The organism is Pseudoduganella lurida (assembly GCF_007830455.1).
In the GTDB taxonomy this organism is placed as follows: domain Bacteria; phylum Pseudomonadota; class Gammaproteobacteria; order Burkholderiales; family Burkholderiaceae_D; genus Rugamonas; species Rugamonas lurida.
Map to the genome: position 1 here is coordinate 241,308 of NZ_VLLB01000003.1, position 19,554 is coordinate 260,861.

The 19,554-nt window shown below is 66.2% G+C and carries 16 protein-coding genes; 11 read left to right on the plus strand and 5 right to left on the minus strand.

The genetic code is table 11. The features are described 5' to 3' along the window. Positions 1-9: 9 nt before the first annotated feature. Entirely contained in the window at positions 10-603 is a 594-nt protein-coding gene (locus IP91_RS10535) for a lytic transglycosylase domain-containing protein (protein ID WP_145649267.1), read from the plus strand. Positions 604-756: 153 nt separating this feature from the next. On the opposite strand, the gene IP91_RS10540 is transcribed toward IP91_RS10535, so the two are convergent. From IP91_RS10540 to IP91_RS10550, 3 genes are all read right to left on the minus strand, one after another. Then, on the minus strand, positions 757-1,158 hold the full coding sequence (locus tag IP91_RS10540; protein WP_145648932.1) for an SWIB/MDM2 domain-containing protein: 402 nt from the start codon (positions 1,156-1,158) through the stop codon (positions 757-759). 324 nt (positions 1,159-1,482) lie between these two features. Continuing rightward, positions 1,483-2,850 (minus strand): signal recognition particle protein, encoded by a 1,368-nt coding sequence (ffh, locus tag IP91_RS10545; RefSeq protein ID WP_145648933.1) that lies wholly within the window; start codon positions 2,848-2,850, stop codon positions 1,483-1,485. A gap of 147 nt (positions 2,851-2,997) precedes the next feature. Beyond that, positions 2,998-5,127, minus strand: coding sequence for an NHL repeat-containing protein (locus IP91_RS10550; protein ID WP_145648934.1), 2,130 nt, complete (start codon positions 5,125-5,127; stop codon positions 2,998-3,000). Between the two features lie 270 nt (positions 5,128-5,397). Here IP91_RS10550 and IP91_RS10555 point away from each other — a divergent pair, with 270 nt between their 5' ends. The 7 genes from IP91_RS10555 (at position 5,398) to IP91_RS10585 (ending at position 12,456) form a co-directional block, all read left to right on the plus strand. Continuing rightward, positions 5,398-6,366 carry an ABC transporter substrate-binding protein gene (locus tag IP91_RS10555; protein ID WP_145648935.1) on the plus strand — a complete coding sequence of 323 codons (969 nt, stop codon included), beginning with the start codon at positions 5,398-5,400 and terminating at the stop codon, positions 6,364-6,366. A gap of 9 nt (positions 6,367-6,375) precedes the next feature. Continuing rightward, positions 6,376-7,209 carry an ABC transporter permease gene (locus IP91_RS10560; RefSeq protein ID WP_145648936.1) on the plus strand — a complete coding sequence of 278 codons (834 nt, stop codon included), beginning with the start codon at positions 6,376-6,378 and terminating at the stop codon, positions 7,207-7,209. Continuing rightward, the gene (locus tag IP91_RS10565; protein ID WP_145648937.1) at positions 7,210-8,037 is read left to right on the plus strand and encodes an ABC transporter ATP-binding protein; all 828 of its coding nucleotides are present in this window, start codon (positions 7,210-7,212) and stop codon (positions 8,035-8,037) included. It begins immediately after the preceding gene. A gap of 109 nt (positions 8,038-8,146) precedes the next feature. Further along, positions 8,147-8,950: a cytochrome C assembly family protein gene (locus tag IP91_RS10570; RefSeq protein ID WP_145648938.1), complete on the plus strand. Its 804-nt coding sequence runs from the start codon at positions 8,147-8,149 to the stop codon at positions 8,948-8,950. Beyond that, complete coding sequence (locus IP91_RS10575) at positions 8,947-9,210, plus strand: PP0621 family protein (RefSeq protein WP_145648939.1); 264 nt, start codon at positions 8,947-8,949, stop codon at positions 9,208-9,210. Before IP91_RS10570 ends, IP91_RS10575 begins: the two co-directional genes overlap by 4 nt. Before the next feature lie 28 nt (positions 9,211-9,238). Then, entirely contained in the window at positions 9,239-10,933 is a 1,695-nt protein-coding gene (locus tag IP91_RS10580) for a sensor histidine kinase (RefSeq protein ID WP_229474243.1), read from the plus strand. A 17-nt stretch (positions 10,934-10,950) separates the two neighbouring features. Continuing rightward, entirely contained in the window at positions 10,951-12,456 is a 1,506-nt protein-coding gene (locus tag IP91_RS10585) for a sigma-54-dependent transcriptional regulator (protein ID WP_145648940.1), read from the plus strand. A gap of 187 nt (positions 12,457-12,643) precedes the next feature. Here IP91_RS10585 and IP91_RS10590 read toward each other — a convergent pair whose 3' ends face one another. Further along, entirely contained in the window at positions 12,644-13,144 is a 501-nt protein-coding gene (locus tag IP91_RS10590; protein ID WP_145648941.1) for a hypothetical protein, read from the minus strand. A gap of 751 nt (positions 13,145-13,895) precedes the next feature. On the opposite strand from IP91_RS10590, the gene IP91_RS10595 reads away from it, so the two are divergent. Both IP91_RS10595 and IP91_RS10600 read left to right on the plus strand, forming a co-directional pair. Then, the gene (locus tag IP91_RS10595) at positions 13,896-16,838 is read left to right on the plus strand and encodes a ribonucleoside-diphosphate reductase subunit alpha (protein ID WP_145648942.1); all 2,943 of its coding nucleotides are present in this window, start codon (positions 13,896-13,898) and stop codon (positions 16,836-16,838) included. Between the two features lie 182 nt (positions 16,839-17,020). After that, entirely contained in the window at positions 17,021-18,133 is a 1,113-nt protein-coding gene (locus IP91_RS10600; protein ID WP_145648943.1) for a ribonucleotide-diphosphate reductase subunit beta, read from the plus strand. Positions 18,134-18,973: 840 nt separating this feature from the next. On the opposite strand, the gene IP91_RS10605 is transcribed toward IP91_RS10600, so the two are convergent. Beyond that, entirely contained in the window at positions 18,974-19,189 is a 216-nt protein-coding gene (locus IP91_RS10605) for a hypothetical protein (protein WP_199754569.1), read from the minus strand. Between the two features lie 23 nt (positions 19,190-19,212). Between IP91_RS10605 and IP91_RS10610 the strand changes: the two genes are divergently transcribed. Next, a complete protein-coding gene (locus IP91_RS10610) occupies positions 19,213-19,515 on the plus strand; it encodes a hypothetical protein (RefSeq protein WP_199754570.1) in 303 nt (100 codons plus the stop codon). Positions 19,516-19,554: the final 39 nt, after the last annotated feature.

Genomic DNA, 19,554 nt, shown 5'->3' on the forward strand with positions numbered 1-19,554 from the left:
GCGCTGCCGCTGCGCTGGTGGCACACGTTCGCGTTTGCCACCGGCGTGCTGTGCGCGCCGTTCGGCTTCGCCGGCAACCAGAAGGAAGAGGCGCTGGCCGATTCCGTCCGCGTGGCGCTGTCCAACGCGATCCTCGACGCGCGGCCGCCGAAACCCACCTTCGCCAATCCGATGGACCAGCAGCGTTACGAGACGTGGCTGGGCGAGATGTCGGAACGCCTGCAGCGCAAGCTGCCGGACCAGCAGCACCGGCGCGAGTTCCTGGAAACCGTGTGGTACGAGGCGCGCCGTGCCGGCCTGGAGCCCTCGCTCGTGCTGGGACTGATCCAGGTGGAATCGGCGTACCGCAAGTACGCCGTGTCGATGGTGGGGGCGCGCGGCTACATGCAGGTGATGCCGTTCTGGACCAACGTGATCGGCGACAGCGACCGCCGCAAGCTGTTCAACATGCAGACCAACCTGCGCTACGGCTGCGCGATCCTGCGCATGTATGTCGATATGGAGCGGGGCGATCTGTTCCTGGCGCTGGGCCGGTATAACGGCAGTCGCGGACGGCCGGAGTATCCGAATGCGGTGCTGAAGGCGTGGAATAACTGGCGGTAGTCGTTGCGAGGATCGGGGACAGGCACCTATTTTGGAGCAACACGCGTGTTGCTCCAAAATAGGTGCCTGTCCCCTTGGTGGTGATTGCCGGTGCGGGCAAAAAAAAGCCCCGGTCAGTGCCGGGGCGCGCATGACCGGGCTGGCCGGTGCATGTTATTTCAGGTGATCCGAAATCAGCTTGGTCATCTCGAACATCGAGACCTGCGCCTTGCCGCCGAAGACGGCTTTCAGCTTGTCGTCGGCATTGATCATGCGACGGTTGGCTGCGTCCTGCAGGTTGTGCTTCTTGATGTATTCCCAGACTTTCTTCGTCACTTCCGTGCGTGGCAGTGGCGTGGCGCCTACTACCGACGACAGGTCGGCGGACGGGGTCATCTCTTTCATGAATGCTGCGTTGGGCTTGCGTGCTGCGGGTGCTGCGGCCTTCTTTGCTGCGGGCTTCGTTGCAGGTGCTGCGGCAGCTTTCGCTGGAGCGGCGGCCTTCTTGGCCGGAGCCGCCTTGGTAGCGGCGGCTTTCTTGGCTGGTGCTGCCGTGGATTTCTTGGCTGTTGCCATATTCAGGCTCCTTAACAAACACATGGAAAATTGCGCAATACAATCGCTCGCTAATATTGGTGGCCTTTTTACAAGGATGCAAGCGTTTTTCGCGTTTTTTGTGGGAAACGACACGTAAAGAACAGCCAACTAAGAAAAAAACCGCCCTGCACTCGCATGCAGGGCGGTTTTATCGTGATTTGACCGATTCGCATCGCATAACGCCTGTCAGTTCAGGCAGCGTTTGAAGCGGTGAAAGAACGGGCGGAGCTTTGTATTAATTTCCGAACCCAGTCGCTCGGGCGCGCCGCAACGCAGCCATGGCCTCGTTTCAGCGATGCCCGATCAGCGCAGGCCGGGCATCATGCCCTTCATCGAGCGCATCATCTTCATCATGCCGCCGCCGGACAGCTTCTTCATCATCGTCTGCATCTGCTCGAACTGGTTCAGCATGCGATTGACTTCCTGCACCTGCACGCCGGCACCGGCCGCGATGCGGCGCTTGCGGGTGGCCTTGATCAGTTCCGGCTTGGCACGTTCGGCCGGCGTCATCGAATCGATGATGCCGACCATGCGGCGCACCTGCTTGTCCGCCTGGTCCATGTTCGCACCGCCGGCAGCCTGCTGGAACTGCGCCGGCAGCTTGTCGACGAGGCTGGACATGCCGCCCATCTTCTTCATCTGGCCCAGCTGCGCCTTGAAGTCGTTCATGTCGAACTTGCCGCCCGACTTGACCTTGGCAGCCAGATCGGCGGCGGCCTTCGCATCGACACCCTTGCGCGCCTCTTCGACGAGCGCCATGATGTCGCCCATGCCGAGGATGCGGCTGGCCATGCGGGTCGGATCGAACGCTTCCAGGCCGTCCAGCTTCTCGGACACGCCGGCGAACTTGATGGGCTTGCCCGTGATGTGACGCACGGACAGCGCCGCACCGCCGCGCGAATCGCCATCGAGCTTGGTCAGCACGATGCCCGTCAGCGGCAGCGCGTCGTTGAACGCCTTGGCCGTGTTGATGGCATCCTGGCCCAGCATCGCGTCGACGACGAACAGCGTTTCGACCGGCTTCACGGCGCCGTGCACGGCGGCGATTTCCTTCATCATCTCTTCGTCGACACCGAGGCGGCCGGCGGTGTCGATGATCAGCACGTCGTGGTAGTGCTTCTTCGCCCAGTCCAGCGCGGCCAGGGCGATATCGACCGGCTTGTCCTGCGCGGTGGACGGGAAGAAGTCCGCGCCGACCTGGCCTGTTACGGACTGCAGCTGCGCGATCGCGGCGGGACGGTAAACGTCGGCCGATACCGTCAGCACTTTCTTCTTCTTCTCTTCGCGCAGGTACTTGGCCAGCTTGCCGACGGTGGTGGTTTTACCCACACCCTGCAGGCCGGCCATCAGGATGATCGCGGGCGGCTGCTGGGCAAAGCTCAGCTGCGTCGCTTCGGGACCCAGGTCGGCGCCCATCAGCGCACCCAGCTCGCGCTGCACCACGCCCACCAGGGCCTGCCCCGGCGTCAGCGAGGAGAGCACCTCTTCGCCAAGGGCCTTTTCCTTTACTTTGCCGATGAATTCGCGCACGGCGGGCAGCGCCACGTCGGCCTCGAGCAGCGCAAGGCGTACTTCGCGCAGCATCTCGGCGGTGTTGGCCTCGGTCAGGCGGGCCTCGCCGCGCATGGTCTTGACGACCTTGGCGAGGCGTTGAGTCAGATTGTCTAGCATGTCGGCCGATAGAAAAAAAGTACGGGCAGGGCGCCCGGGATCGCGCCATTTTACCTCAGTGCGGCAGTGGCGGCAGCCTCCCCGGAGAGGGCGGATGCCGGCGTGGCGCCCTTGCGGCACCACGCCGGCAGGCATCACACCGTGCCGTCAATGCGGGACGACGAGGCGGACGACAGCCGAACCGGAGAGCAGGGCGAAGCTGTACGGTCCCGTGGCCACGAGCGCGCGCGGGTTCTCCAGTTTGCCGGGCAGCGCGCCCACGTAGGTGAAGGACGAACCGGCGGTACCGGCCACCACCGTCTTCACGCCGGCCGGCGTGGTACGGTACACCAGCCGGTCCTCGATCGTGTAGGCGTTGCCGTCCGCATCGCGGACCGTGCGCAGGCCGGCCGGCAGCGCCGAGGCTTCAAGCGTGGTGACCACGCCGGCCGGGGTGATTTTACGGTAAGGCACCGGCACGCCCGCACCCGTGCCGGTCACCGAGACCCGGTCGGACGCATACAGGTTGCCGTCGGCATCGATGCCCACCAGCGATGGCAGGATGAAGCGTGCCGCACTGCCGGTGCCGTCCACCTTCGCATCGGTCTGCTCGCCGGAGCCGGCGAGCAGCGCGATCGCACCCTGCGGCGTGATCTTGTAGATGGCGCCGCCGCCGGAGCCGGGCGAACCGAACGCCGCCGCCTGGCCTTCCGACAGATACAGGTTGCCGCTCGCATCGCTGACGAGGCCGGTGGGGCGGTGGACCAGGGCCGAGGTGAGGAAGGTGCTGACCACGCCGTCCGGCGTCACCTTGCGCAGCGTCAGGCCCGATGGGTACGTGCCCTGGCCGTTCGCCGCCGGCGTGTCGGCCAGGTACAGATTGCCCTGGCCGTCGCCCGCCATCAGGTAGGTTGCCGCATCGATGTGGGCCGCGGTGCCGGTACCGTTGACGGTCGTCCCGGTGCGCGGCTGGTTGCCCGCGAACGGCGTGGTGGTGCCATCGGCATTCAGGGTATCGAGCTGCGCGCTCCGCACGATGATCACGCGCGTGTTGCCATTGCCGAGGATGCCAGCCGGCGCTTCGCCCGCCAGCACGCTGCTGGTGACGGCGCCGGCCTGCGTGACCTTGCGCAGCGCGGTGCCGGTGCTGCCGCTCATGGTATCGAGCACCAGCAGGTTGCCCTGGATGTCGACGGCCACGCCGAATGGCGCCAGGAAGCGCGCCTGGCTGCCGTTGCCGTCCTGTGGGGGGCCGCCGACGGTGGTGCCGGCCAGCGTGGTGACCGTACCGGCAGGGCTCACCTCGCGCACCAGCGTGCCGTCGATGACATACAGATTGCCCTGCGGGTCGCTGGCCACTGCGTTGATCGAGCCGAACCGCGCCACGCGGGCCGTGCCGTCGACGGCAGCAGGCTGCGCGGTGCCGGTCACCGTGCCCACCAGCGTGGCGACCGCGCCCGTGCTCGAGATCGTGACGATGCGCTCGTGCTGGATGCCGTAGAGCGTGCCGTCTGTGGTGCCGAGCAGATGGAAGTCATCGCCCGGCGCGATGGTCAATGTGGCCAGGGTGGCCACCTGGCCGTCGCCACCAAGCCGACGTACCAGCACGGTGCCCGGACCGCGGTCCACTTCCGCGAAGACCAGCAGGGCCTGCAGGCCCGATGGCGGGGGCGCCACGCTGGTGCGCTGGAAACCGTCGGCCGGCGCATTCAGGGCCAGCGTCGAAACACTGGCATCGCTGGTCACGCGGCGCAGCGCGCCGTCCTCGGCCACCAGCACGCCGCCGCTGGCTTCCATCGCCACCCCGCGCAGGGTACTGAAGCGCGCCAGCGTGCCGCGCGCATCGACCGTGCCGATGCCGCCGGCATCGCCGGCGATGATGTCCAGCCGCGGCGCGCCAGGATCCGGATAGACCGTCACCGTCACCGATTTGGTGGCGCTGCCGGCGCTGGCCGTGATGGTGGCCGTGGCCGTCGTCGCACCGCTGGCGGGCGCCAGGTAGCGCACGCTCTCGCCGGTGGCGGCGGACAGCGAGCCGGGACTGCCGGCCGCGAGCTGCCAGTTGACCGTCGTGCTGCCGGCCCCGCTGGCGGTCAGCGTCACGGCCTTGCCGCTGACGGTAGTGGCGGGCGCGGAACTGGTCACGGCCAGCGTGATCGCAGGTGGCGTGACCGGTGGCGGGGCAGTATCCGAGCCGCCGCCACTGCCGCCACCGCCGCAGGCGGAGAGGGTGAGAGAAAGGGCCGTGGCGGCGGCCAGCCTGGCCATGCCGTGCAGCGTGAAAATCGTCGAGGTCATCATCAATCCCGGTAAATGTGAAGCGGCATTATCTCTAAGGAAAGATGGAAATATTCTCACCAAAAATCACTTTTTGCCGCGGGGCGTCGTGTGAATGGTCTCTAAATGTAACGAAGTTCGCTGCTTATCTAGCGAAAGCTTGTGATTTGTCAAAGAAAATATTTCTCCTGAGTAGCATCGTTGGGAGTGGCGCGCGGCATCGGGGGCCATGCCCGGCGCAGTGTCTGGCCACGCTTTCTGGCCCCGCCTGAGATCACTGGAGACGAAGGCATGAAACTGAAATCGATTGCAGTCGCAGCAACGCTGGTACTGGCCGCCACGGCGGCAGCGGCGCAGGACGTGGTCAGGCTGGGCAACCTGAAGTTCGCGCACTACGGCGCGGTGTCCTATATAAAGGAGATCGCGCCGAAGTGCGGCATCAAGGTCGAGGAGCACGTGTTCGCCAAGGGGCTCGATGTGATGCAGGCCATCATTGCCGGGGAACTCGACGTGGGCACCACGGCCTCCGAGGCGGCGATCTCCGGCCGGGCCGGCGGCGCGCCGATCTACGTGGTGGCCGGCTTCGCGAAGGGCGGCGCGCGGCTGGTGGGCCGCGCCGACCTGAACCTGAAATCGCTGCGCGACCTGAAGGGCAAACGCGTGGGCGTCACGCGCGGCGGCATCCAGGAAGTGCTGCTGCTGGCCGAACTGCAGCAGGCCGGCCTGACGGCGTCCGACCAGCCGGGCAAGGACGTGCGCCTGGTGTTCCTCGCCTATGCGGACCTGAACCAGGCGCTGCTGGGCAAGAACATCGACGCGATGATGCAGTCCGAACCGCAGTCGTCGCAGGCCATCAACAAGGGCTTCGGCAGCGAGATCATGAAGCCGTACAACACGCCGATCGGCGCGCCGGTGCGCACGATGGTCATGACGGAGAAGTTCTATAAAGAGCGCCGCCCGGTTGCCGAGAAATTCATGCGCTGCTTCGTGGAGGCGACGAAGACCTTCATCGACAGCAAGGCCACCGCCGAGAAGTACGTGCGCGAGGTGGTCTTCAAGGGCCAGATCACGAAGGACGACTTCGAGGATGCGATCGGCAATTCGCCCTACAGCTACGACGTCACGCCGGAACATATCCAGACCACCACGGACGTCATGTTCCGCACGGGTGTCGGCCGCATGAGCCGCCCGCCGGCCGCGAAGGACTGGGTCCGCACCGACCTGCTGGACCAGGCGAAGAAAAGCCTGGGCGTGAAGTAGGAGGCGGCGATGGCACATTCCGCATCGCATGTGGCATGGCGCGAGATCGGCATCGGCCTGGTGGTGCCGGCGGCCGTGATCGCGCTGTGGCAGCTGGTGTCGCACTTCGAATGGGTCAATCCGCAGGTGCTGCCATCGCCGCTGGCGGTGGTGGCGAAGTGGATCGAGTACCTGCTGCCGCTGCAGCCGCACGATCCGGCCACGCAGTCGTGGCTGGCCTGGGCGCTGTCCGGCGACCTGCTGCACGATTCGCTGGGCAGCCTGTACCGCGTGGCGACCGGCTTCCTGGTCGGCGCCGGGCTGGCGCTGCCGGCGGGGCTGGCGATGGGGGCCAGCCGGCGCGTGTATGCCTGGCTCAATCCCCTCGTGCAGCTGCTGCGGCCGATCCCGCCCATCGCTTACATTCCTCTTTCGATCCTGTGGTTCGGCATCGGCAACCCGCCCGCCGTGTTCCTGATCGCGCTCGGGGCGTTCTTCCCCGTGCTGATGAATACCGTGGCCGGGGTGCGCCAGGTGGACGGCATCTACCTGCGCGCGGCGCGCAACCTGGGCGCTTCCGGCACCACGCTGTTCCTGCGCGTGATCCTGCCGGCGGCGGTGCCTTATATCTTGTCGGGGGTGCGGATCGGCATCGGCACGGCCTTCATCGTCGTCATCGTGTCCGAGATGATCGCCGTGAACAACGGCCTGGGCTTCCGCATCCTGGAGGCGCGCGAATACTTCAAGTCGGACCAGGTCATCGCCGGCATGATCACCATCGGGCTGATCGGCCTGGCCATCGACGTGGGCATGAACCGCCTGAACAACCACCTGCTGCGCTGGCACCGCGGACTGGAGAACTGAATGAACGCACAACTGCATCCCCGCGCCGACACCGCCGAAGCGCATGTGGTGGTGGCCGGCGTGAGCAAGGTGTTCGCGACGGGCGGACGGGAGGTCGTCGCGCTGCAGGACATCGACCTGCGCATCCCGCGCGGCCAGTTCGTCTGCCTGCTGGGGCCTTCCGGTTGCGGCAAGTCGACGCTGCTGAACGCCATCGCCGGGTTTGCGCTGCCTTCCGCCGGCATGATCACGGCGGACGGCCAGCTGGTCACGGCGCCCGGCCCGGAGCGCGGTATGGTGTTCCAGGAATACGCGCTGTTCCCATGGATGACGGTGGAAGACAACGTGGCGTTCGGCCTGGAGATCAAGCGCCAGCCGAAGGCGCAGATCCTTGCCACCGTCGACGAGCTGCTGCACATGCTGTCGCTGGCCGATTTCCGCCACCGCTATCCGAAGGACCTGTCCGGCGGCATGCGCCAGCGGGTGGCCATCGCGCGCGTGCTGGCCCTGGATGCGCCGATCATGCTGATGGACGAGCCGTTCGGCGCCCTCGATGCGCTCACCCGCCGCAACCTGCAGGACGAGCTGCTGCGCCTGTGGGCGGAGCTGAAGAAGACCATCGTCTTCGTCACCCACTCGATCGAGGAGGCGATCTACCTGGCCGACCGCATCGTGGTGATGACCTATCGTCCCGGCACGGTCAAGCGCGACCTGGTCGTGCCGCTGCCGCGCCTGCGCGACCCGGCCGCGCCCGAGTTCAACGCCCTGAAACGCGAGCTGGGCCAGCTGGTGATGGAGGAGCAGCAGCGGCATCACAACGACGAGCTGCGGATGGCAGCGGTGGACTAACATCGGGGACAGGCACCTATTTTCGGGCAACACGCGTGTTGCCCGAAAATAGGTGCCTGTCCACAGGCCACGGCTGATGGCCAAAGCCGCGTTAGTGTAAACTGCGCGGATGCAGACCAATCTCCTGATCGCCGCCACGCTGCTGTATCTCGTGTGCGCCTTCCTCCCCGCCGACCGGGCAAGAACGATCGCCGCCGGCACCGCGCTGGCCTGGCTGGTGCATGGCGCCGGCCTGTGGATGGACGTGGTGGTGCCCGGCTCGCTGCGGCTGGGGTTTGCCGCGATGCTGTCGTCCGCACTGTGGATTTCGGTGGGCGCCTACTGGATCGAGAACCGCAATTTCGCGCTGGACGGCCTGCGCCGCATCGTGATGCCGGTGGCCGCCATCGCCTGCGCGCTGCAGGCGCTGTTCCCCGGCGCGCTGATCGCCCTGGCAGGCCGCACGCCGATGTTCGGCTGGCACATCGCGATTGCCACGCTGGCCTACAGCACGCTGACGATCGCCGCCTTCCACGCCGTGCTGATGGCGCTGCAGGAATCACGGCTGCACACGCGCACCGAGAAGGTGACGTTCCTGTCGTCCGCGCTGGACCAGCTGCCGGCGCTGCTGACGATGGAGAAGCTGCTGTTCCGCATGATCGGCTTCGGCTTCGTGCTGCTCAGTCTAACCGTCCTGTCCGGCATCGTGTTTTCCGAGCAGCTGTTCGGCCAGGCGCTGAAGTGGGACCACAAATCCGTCTTCACGCTGCTGTCGTGGCTGCTGTTCGCGGCGCTGCTGGCCGGCCGCCACTTCCGCGGCTGGCGCGGCAAGACGGCGCTGTCGTTTACCCTGGCAGGCTTTGCCACCTTGCTGCTGGCGTATGTCGGCAGCCGTTTCGTCCTTGAAGTGGTGCTACACCGGAGTTATGCATGAGTCGTTTTCTGTTCTGGGTGGCGCTCGCGCTGCTGATCTATTTCGCGGTCCGGGCCAAGATCCGCCAGTCCGCCCGCAAGCAGCAGGAGGAGTACCGCCGGCAGTACCAACAGCAGCAGGAGGCCCAGCAACCGGCGCGCCAGGTGGCGCCGCCCGAGACGATGCTGCTGTGCGCGCACTGCGGCGTGCACTTCCCGGCTTCCGAGAACGTGCCGGCCGGCGGGCGCGATTACTGCAGCCCGGCCCACGTGCCGCACTGATGCAGCCCCGGCCCGGCGCGGCGGCACGGTGAGCCGGCATCCCGCCCTGTCGCTGCCCGGCCAGGCGCTGTCGCCGGCCTCGCGCGATACCTTCTGGCGTTCGCTGCAGACGCTGACCGGCACCCGCGTCGTCATCGCGCTGGTGCTGCTGGCCTACCTCAGTTTCGACGGCCGCGGCCTGCAGGCCGGCGGCGATTTCCTGTCCGCGCAGGCCTGCGTGATCTACCTCGTGCTGGCGCTGCTGTTCCTGCTGGCCGCCGCCTGGTGGCGCCACCGCTTCATGGCCCAGCTGCTGGGGCAGGTGGCCTGCGACCTGTTCATCATCTCGCTGCTGTATGCGGAGGCGGGCGGTGCGCGCAGCGGCCTGGCCATCCTCTACCTGTTCCCGCTGGCCGGCTGTGCGATCCTCGCGCCACTGGTCCTTTCTCTTTTCTGTGCTGCGCTGGCCGCGCTGTTCGTGCTGGGCGAAGGGGCCTGGCAGGTGCTGGCCGGCGGCGACGTGGCGATGCTGCAGGCCGGCCTGTACGGCGCGGCCTTCTTTGCCACCGTGCTGGTGGCGAACCGCATGGCGGCGCGGCTGATCGGCCAGGAGGAACTGGCCGTGCAGCGCGGCCTCGAGATCGGCGTGCAGCAGGCCGTCAACAGCCTGGTGATGTCCCATGCGGGCGACGGCATCGTCGTCGTCGGGCCGGATGGCGAACTGCAGGCCGGCAATCCGGCCGCGCGCCAGATGCTGGGCCTGACGGGCGGGCCGGGCCTGCGGCTCGGCGCGCTGCCGTCGCTGCATCCGCTGGCGCAGGCCTATGAAGACTGGCGCGGCGCACCGCAGCGCCATACCGCCTACATCACCATCAAGCCCCATGCCGATCCGGCGCTGCAGGACATGACGGCCGCGTGGAGCGCGCGGCCCGACCTGGCGGCGCACCTGAAGGTGCGCTTCGTGGCGGCCGATACGGCGCAGCTGGGCATCGAGCGCAACGTGATCTTCCTGGAAGACGTGACGGCCATCGAAAACCAGGCGCAGCAGCTCAAGCTGGCCTCGATGGGCCGCCTCACGGCCAGCATCGCGCACGAGGTGCGCAACCCGCTGTCGGCCATCGGCCATGCCACGTCGCTGCTGGCCGAGGAGATGGCGGGGCCGGTGCAGGTGCGCCTGCTGAAGATCATCAGCGACAACGTGGCGCGCGTGAACCGCATGGTGGAGGACATCCTGCAGCTGTCGCGCAAGGCGCAGGGCCACGGCGAACCGCTGGCGCTGGCCGCGTTTGCGGCGGAGCTGAAGGAGGAGTTCGACGAGGTGCACCGGCTCGATCCGGCGGTACTCGATATCGGCGGCGTCACGGACGTGACGGTGCGCTTCGATCCGCTGCACCTGCGCGAGGTGCTGGTCAACCTGCTCGGCAACGCCACCCGCTATGCCAGCCGCCGGCCGGCGTCGATCCGCATGTTCGTGGTACACGCCGCCGGCGGCGCCCGGGCACCCGAGCTGCACGTGCAGGACGACGGTCCCGGCATCTCCCCAGAGGTGCGCGCCCACCTGTTCGAGCCGTTCTACACTACCAGCTCGAAGGGGACCGGGCTCGGCCTGTACCTGGCGCGCGAACTGTGCCTGAACAACGAGGCGATGCTCGACTACGAATACCGCTTCGAGCCCGGCGCCGAAGGCGAGGCGCGGCCCTCGTCCGGCCGCTTCGTCATCACCTTCGCGCGCCCCGCAGCGTAGCAAACCATGAGGAAACCATGAGTGCATCCCCCCGCGTCCTCGTGGTGGACGACGAAGACGACCTGCGCGACCTGCTCGAGATCACGCTGCTGAAGATGGGCCTGGAGGTCGATGGCGCCGGCGACCTGAAAGGCGCGCGCCGGCTGTTCGCCGTCCACGAGTACGACCTGGTGCTGACCGACATGCGCCTGCCGGACGGCGTGGGCCTCGACTTCGTGCGCGAGATCGTGGCCAGCGGGCGGGCCACGCCGGTGGCGGTCGTCACCGCCTTCGGCAGCGCGGAAAATGCCGTCGTGGCGCTCAAGGCCGGCGCCTTCGACTACGTGACGAAGCCGCTGCAGCTGGACCAGCTGCGCCTGATGGTGCAGTCGGCGCTGAAGCTGAACCGCCCCGATTCGCCCGCCGCGCCGCCGGAGCAGCCGGTGGACAGCCGCCTGAAGGGGCAGTCCGCCGCGATGCAGGCGCTGCGCGCGCAGATCGCCCGGCTGGCCCGCTCGATGGCGCCCATCGCGATCACCGGCGAATCGGGCTCCGGCAAGGAACTGGCGGCGCGCGAGATCCATGCACGGGGCGCGCGTGCGGACAAGCCCTTCATCGCCGTGAACTGCGGCGCGATCCCCGAGGCGCTGATGGAGGCCGAGTTCTTCGGCTACCGCAAGGGCGCCTTCACGGGCGCGGCGGACGAGCGCGACGGCTTCTTCCAGGCCGCCAACGGCGGCACGCTGATGCTCGACGAGGTGGCCGACCTGCCGCTGGCGATGCAGGTGAAGCTGCTGCGCGCGATCCAGGAACGGCGCGTGCGCAAGATCGGCGCGACGGCCGAGGAGCCGGTGGACGTGCGCATCGTCAGCGCTACGCACCGCGACCTGGGACGCTGGGTGGAGGAGGGCCGCTTCCGCCAGGATCTGTTCTATCGCCTGAACGTGATCGAGCTGGCGCTGCCGCCCCTGCGCGAGCGGCTGGACGACCTGCCGGTGCTGACCGATGCGATCCTGGTGCGGCTGTCGGCGGGCGGCACGCCGGCCGTGCTGGGACCCGGCGTGCTCGATGCGCTGCGCGGCTACAGCTTCCCGGGCAATGTGCGCGAGCTGGAGAATGTGCTGGAGCGGGCGCTGGCGTTTTCCAACGATGGCGTGATCAACGTGGAGGACCTGGCGCTGAAGGGGGCGAAGCTGGTGGAGGCGCCTGGCGCGGCGCCGGGATCGTCCACCGTACCGTCGCCCGCCGTACCGTCACCCGCGGCACTCGCGCCGTCGGTCCCGGTGCCGGCGCCGACGACTCTGGCGCCGACCGGGTCGCCGCAGCCGCCCGTGGCCGATGACGAGATGCCGCCGCTGCCCGACCTGTCGGTGCTGCCCTCGAACCTGCCCGCCTACCTGGAACGGGTGGAGCGCGAGATCCTCGTCCGCGCGCTGTCGCGCACGCAGTACAACCGCACCCAGGCCGCGCAGCTGCTGGGCATCAGCTTCAGGCAGCTGCGCTACCAGATGCAGAAGCTGGGGATCCAGGAGCCCGGGGAGTAATAGCAGTCAGCGTTACGCCCGCTTTACTGCTGGGGTCAGACCCGCGATAGCGCTGACGACAGGGATCGCGGGCCCGGGCGCTTTGGGTCAGACCCCTGGGCGGCGGCGCGGAGTCCCGGTACGCCCGCGGGCCGCAGCGGTCAGCGGGCGGTTAGGTCCGACCTGCGCTTGCTGGCTTTGGCAGATGTCATTCGTATCGGGGAGCGAGCAGGTTCGATCGAATGAAATTGACGACATCAGCGCTGTCCGTCAGGATGGTGCGCGTAACCACCCCATTCACGACCTGCCACTCCGCTGCATACGAGCCGCCAGCGTCGCCAAGCACTGCCCGCACGGTGCAGTTACGTCCATCGTAGCAGTATCCGTCCCATCGACCTCTGAGGTCTGGCCCGAGCAGAGGGTCATACATTCCAGCTACATCTAGCTGGTAATTGTTGCCAAGGTAGCTGATCCGGACACTCGCTAGCATGGTTTTGGGCAGGCCGATGGCACCGAACATGCGGTGGCCGTCGATGAAGCAAGGGCGATAGGGCTGGCAGCCGGCAATGGTGTGGCCGGTGGCGATGAATGGCATTTCGTTGACCACCAAGTGAACGCCCGAGCGCAGTTCAGTGCCCGGTTCCGCACCCTCGGCCCCCTGGCAGATGATCAGGCAATGCACCGCGCAGACAGTCGCCACCCTGTACATGATGTGCTCCCGTTTGGTGTATGACAGGCAGAGCCATCATGCCCATATGTATGACAGGCAGGGCCATCATGCCCATATATATGTTACCGACGCCGTTATGCCGGCTTGGATCGGTCCCCGTCGACGGTGAGTTCAGCGTAGGCGAGTTGCGGCGATTGTCAACGCTCGTGCGGAAATACTTGCCTTCGACGCCTGATGCCTTGTGGACCCGGACCGCCACCCAACGGCCTATCCAGCCATCGTCTATAATGCCGCTCCGCCGCACGGGCGGGGGGCTTCCGGGAAGATGTCCTGCGCCTAAAATTGCCAGGAAGCTAACGCCCTGCAAGGCACGCCTGCCCATGGATGAGGCAGGCTGAAAAGGGGTGTTAGTACTCGCTCCGGCGAGAACGCCCGCCCTTATCGGGGCCTTTAAAAGTCAACCGAATTATTAGCCTTTTCGCTAAAAAAATTCGTCCTGTAGCGCTTGTGCAAGCCCCACACCCTCACTACAATTAGTGTGAAGCTTTTAGCGCATCACTAAATATAGTACTTATCGTCGCAAACGCGGGCAGTCAGTGTCGTTGCAGACAGCGCCGCAAATTACTTGTTGTAAAATCAAAGCTGCTGTAGGGCAACTATAATGGGAAGCCCGACGCACAGCGCCAGCCAGGCAGCATTCCAGGCATCTGGAGAGCGCCGGCATGGGCCGTTCGTACGGGGTTTCCGTGGCAGCCAACCGTTATCCGCACCGCTTAATCGGGGAGCATCTATGCAATCAAACCAAGACATCACCACCCAATCGGCACCGCTGGCGCCGTCGTCCGCAACGCTGACGACCGGCGGCACGGCCACCTCGGCCGCCGCCCTCGGCGACTACCGCATCATTCGCCGTAACGGCGCCGTCGTGGCGTTCGAACCGTCGAAGATCAATGTCGCGATGACCAAGGCCTTCCTGGCCGTGCAGGGTGGTCCGGGCGCCGCCTCGGCACGCATCCGCGACCTGGCCGAGCAGCTGACGAACGGTGTGGTGAATGCCCTGGTGCGCCGCCAGCCCTCCGGCGGCACGTTCCATATCGAGGACGTGCAGGACCAGGTGGAACTGGCGCTGATGCGCTCCGGCGAGCACGACGTGGCCAAGGCCTACGTGCTGTACCGCGCCAAGCAGATGGAAGAGCGCCGCGCCAGGAAGGCCGCTTCCGGCGCCGCCGACGTGGCCGAGCCGCAGTTCCACGTGACGGAAAACGGCCAGCGCCGGCCGCTGGTGGTGCAGGAAGTGCGCGACCTGATCGACGCCGCCTGCTCCGGCCTGGAAAAGCACGTCGATGCCGATGCGATCCTGTCCGAGACGTTCCGCAACCTGTATGACGGCGTGCCCGTCGAAGAGCTGTACAAGTCCGCCATCCTGGCTGCGCGCGCGCTGATGGAAAAGGACCCGGCCTACACCCAGGTGACGGCCCGCATCCTGCTGCACGTGATCCGCCGCGAAGTCTTCGGCCAGGAAACCCCGCAGGCGCAGGCCGCCGCGGCATATGTCGACTACTTCCCGAAATACATCGCCAAGGGCATCGAAGCCGAGCTGCTGGACACCAAGCTGGCCGAGTTCGACCTGCAGAAACTGGCAAAAGCGCTGGTGGCCGACCGCGACCTGCAGTTCGGCTACATCGGCCTGCAGACGCTGTACGACCGCTACTTCCTGCACATCCGCGACACCCGCATCGAAATGCCGCAGGCGTTCTACATGCGCGTGGCGATGGGCCTGGCGCTGAACGAAGAGAACCGCGAAGCCCGCGCCATCGAGTTCTACAACCTGCTGTCCTCGTTCGACTTCATGTCGTCGACGCCGACGCTGTTCAACTCCGGCACGCTGCGCTCGCAGCTGTCGTCGTGCTACCTGACCACTGTCTCGGACGACCTGGAAGGCATCTACGACGCCATCAAGGAAAACGCGCTGCTGGCCAAGTTCGCGGGCGGCCTGGGCAACGACTGGACGCCGGTGCGCGCGCTGGGCGCCCACATCAAGGGCACCAACGGCAAATCGCAGGGCGTGGTGCCGTTCCTGAAAGTGGTCAACGACACGGCCGTGGCCGTGAACCAGGGCGGCAAGCGCAAGGGCGCCGTCTGCGCCTACCTGGAAACCTGGCACATGGACATCGAGGAATTCCTCGACCTGCGCAAGAACACGGGCGACGACCGCCGCCGCACGCACGACATGAACACGGCCAACTGGATTCCCGACCTGTTCATGAAGCGCGTGATGGAAAAGGGTAACTGGACGCTGTTCTCGCCGTCCGAGACGCCGGACCTGCACGACAAGGTCGGCCGCGCCTTCGAAACCGCCTACACGGGCTACGAAGCGGCTGCCGCACGGGGCGAAATCCGCGTGTACAAGACCATCGAGGCGCTGGACCTGTGGCGCAAGATGCTGTCGATGCTGTTCGAAACGGGCCACCCGTGGATCACGTTCAAGGATCCGTGCAACATCCGCTCGCCGCAGCAGCACGTGGGCGTGGTGCACAGCTCGAACCTGTGCACGGAGATCACGCTGAACACGGGGCCGGACGAAATCGCCGTCTGCAACCTGGGTTCCGTGAACATGCCGGCGCACATGAAGGAAGGCAAGCTGGATCATGTGAAGCTGCAGAAGACGGTCCGCACCGCCATGCGCATGCTGGACAACGTCATCGACATCAACTACTACGCCGTTGACAAGGCCCGCAACGCCAACATGCGCCACCGTCCGGTGGGCATGGGCATCATGGGCTTCCAGGACTGCCTGCACATGATGCGCGTGCCGTTCGCTTCCCAGGAAGCGGTGCAGTTCGCCGACACGTCGATGGAAGCGGTGTGCTACTACGCCTACCTGGCCTCGACCGAGCTGGCCGAAGAGCGCGGCCACTACGAATCCTACCCGGGTTCGCTGTGGGAGCGCGGCATCCTGCCGCAGGATTCGATCAAGCTGCTGGCCGAAGAGCGCGGCGGCTACCTGGAGCAGGACACGTCGTCGAGCATGGACTGGACGCCGGTGCGCGAGCGCATCAAGCAGTTCGGCATGCGCAACTCGAACTGCGTGGCGATCGCCCCGACCGCGACCATTTCGAACATCATCGGCGTCTCGGCCTGCATCGAACCCACGTTCCAGAACCTGTACGTGAAGTCGAACCTCTCCGGCGAATTCACCGAGATCAATTCCTACCTGGTGCGCGACCTGAAGGCGCGCAACCTGTGGGACGAGGTGATGATCTCCGACCTGAAGTACTTCGACGGTTCGCTGTCCAAGATCGACCGCGTGCCGCAGGACCTGCGCGACATCTACGCCACGGCGTTCGAAGTCTCGCCGACCTGGCTGGTGGAAGCCGCCTCGCGCCGCCAGAAATGGATCGACCAGGCCCAGTCGCTGAACATCTACATGGCCGGCGCCTCCGGCAAGAAGCTGGACGAGACGTATAAACTGGCCTGGCTGCGCGGCCTGAAGACGACGTACTATCTGCGCACCATTGCCGCCTCGCACATGGAGAAATCCACGTCGAAGACGGGCGCCCTGAACGCCGTCGCGCCGGGCTCCACGCTGTCGGGCGCAGCCGCCTCGGCCGCCGGTGCCGCCGCCGCGCCGACCCACACTGCGCCGACCACGGTGCAGCAGGTGGAAGAGGGCGCCGCGTGCTACCTGCGTCCGGGCGACGCCGGTTTCGAGGAATGCGAAGCCTGCCAGTAAGGCAGGAGCGCAAGCCCGGCGGCGGTTGTGTATCGTCCGCCGCCGGGGCACTCTATATATAGACACACCGGTCCGCCCTGCGCGGACCGTTCGCCAACAACCGGACCGTCAGGCCGCCAGCCGCCGCGCCACCGGGCGCGAAGCAAGCCGCCTGCCGGTTCCAACATTAAAGAGGTAACAATATGCTGTCCTGGGATGAAGACGTAGCGGCCCCCGCACCGGTCACACCGCAGACCATTGCCGGCGTCGAGCCGGAAACCACCGCCGAGCAGATCTCGCACCGCGTCAACGCGGACGACAAGCGCATCATCAACGGCAAGACGGACGTCAACCAGCTGGTGCCGTTCAAGTACAAATGGGCCTGGGACAAGTACCTGGCCGGCTGCGCCAACCACTGGATGCCGCAGGAAGTGAACATGCAGCGCGATATCGAGCTGTGGAAGAACCCGAACGGCCTGTCGGAAGACGAGCGCCGCCTGGTCAAGCGCAACCTCGGCTTCTTCGTGACGGCCGACTCGCTGGCCGCCAACAACATCGTGCTGGGCACCTACCGCCACATCACGGCGCCGGAATGCCGCCAGTACCTGCTGCGCCAGGCGTTCGAGGAAGCCATCCACACGCACGCCTACCAGTACATCGTGGAGTCGCTGGGCCTGGACGAGCAGGAGATCTTCAACGCCTACAACGAAGTCAAATCGATCCGCGACAAGGACCAGTTCCTGATCCCGTTCATCGACACGCTGACCGACCCGGCCTTCACCACCGGCACGATCGAAAACGACCAGAAGCTGCTGAAATCGCTGATCGTGTTCGCCTGCCTGATGGAAGGCCTGTTCTTCTACGTGGGCTTCACGCAGATCCTGGCGCTGGGCCGCCAGAACAAGATGACGGGCGCCGCCGAGCAGTACCAGTACATCCTGCGCGACGAATCGATGCACTGCAATTTCGGCATCGACCTGATCAACACGATCAAGCTGGAAAACCCGCAGCTGTGGACCCCGGCGTTCCGCGACGAGATCACGGCGCTGTTCCAGCAGGCCGTGGAACTCGAGTACGCGTACGCGGAAGACACGATGCCGCGCGGCGTGCTGGGCCTGAACGCGACGATGTTCAAGGGCTACCTGCGCTTCATCGCCAACCGCCGCGCCGTGCAGATCGGCCTCGAGCCCCTGTTCGACCAGGACGAGAACCCGTTCCCATGGATGAGCGAGATGATCGACCTGAAGAAGGAGCGCAACTTCTTCGAGACGCGCGTGACCGAGTACCAGACCGGCGGTGCGCTGAGCTGGGATTGAGTTTCGACTCGGCCTGCTGGCACAGCCGCCACAGCCGCCACAGCCGCTGAAGAAGCCCGTCCTGCGTGACGGGCTTTTTTTGCGCTCGCGCTTTCGGCTGGCCTTGATCACGGCCATTGCCGTGTCCGTGCCCGTTTTGGGTTCCGTTTTCGGCGCGGGGCGGGGACGAAGACGAGGACTAGGACGAGGACTAGGACTAGGACTAGGACTAGGACACCCCCGGCCTGGACCTGACCTGCTTGCTGCCCGCTGCCCCTTCTCCACCAATCCTAGCCGCGTCGCCGCGTCGCCGCCTCGGAGCGTCACAGCGTCGCCGCTGTGCCGCCGCGCCGGGCGCCACCAACCCAACGCGCTCCACTAACCGATCGCCCTCCATCAACCCACGGCGCTCCACTAATCCGCCACTCTCCACCAACCCAACATGCTCTACTAACCACAGCCCTCCACCAACCCAACGTGCTCCACTAACCACAGCTCTCCACCAACCAACGTGCTTCCCTAACCCCAGCCCTCCGCCAACTCCCTGCGCGCTTCAGAACGGCCGCCTGCCCGCGCCAGGACATCGAGGGGCCGTGTTCCGATTTTCGGGGTTTTCTAAATCACGATAAATCCTCCTACTTCACGATGCCCGCCACTATTTCATCTGGGTTATCTCTACCGGCCACTACACCGTGACTTAACCTTACCAGGCTGCTCCCGACAGTCTCATATCGCGTTTTAGTAACGTTTATCGTGCCGGCCAGCATGTTTAGAGGGAGGTAGTACTTTCCCGAGGACCTGCCCGGCATGTTTAGCGGGAGGTAGTAAGCTCCAGAGTCGTTTATCGGGAAATATCGGATTTTAGAAAAAGCCCGTTTTCGGCAAACCTACCCGGTCTCTTCGGCGCGGTGTGGCCGAGGCCGTTGGAAGCCGTGGCGACGTGCTGCCTGCCTGCAGCCGCATCACGATCACCGCCACCACCACCGCCACCACCGCCACCGCCACCACCGCCACCACCGCCACCGCCACCACCACCACCACCACCGCCACCGCCACCGCCACCGCCACCGCCACCACCGCCGCCGCCGCCGCCAGTCTCCGTGGACCAGTGCCGGCTGACGCCAGCGCTGCCGGGCTGCGGCGTCATCGCGCCGCCCACGGTGGCCGAGCCGGTCAAGCCCGTGCAGCAGGCCCGCAACGAGGTGATCGCGGCACTGGCGCGCGACGGGCAGCTGCTGGCGGCGAACGAACGCAGCGACGCTGATCCGGCGGAGCAGCCGCAGGAAGGCGCGGATGCCGGCGGTGGTGCGGGCGGGGAGGAACAGACGAGCGGCGGTCCGGCAGCGGCCGCGCCAACGGGAACGCGAAATGCCAGGCCAGCCGTCAAGAACTACTGCAACTAGGCGCGCGGCGCGCGTGATGCGGCCATGGTGCGCCCTCGT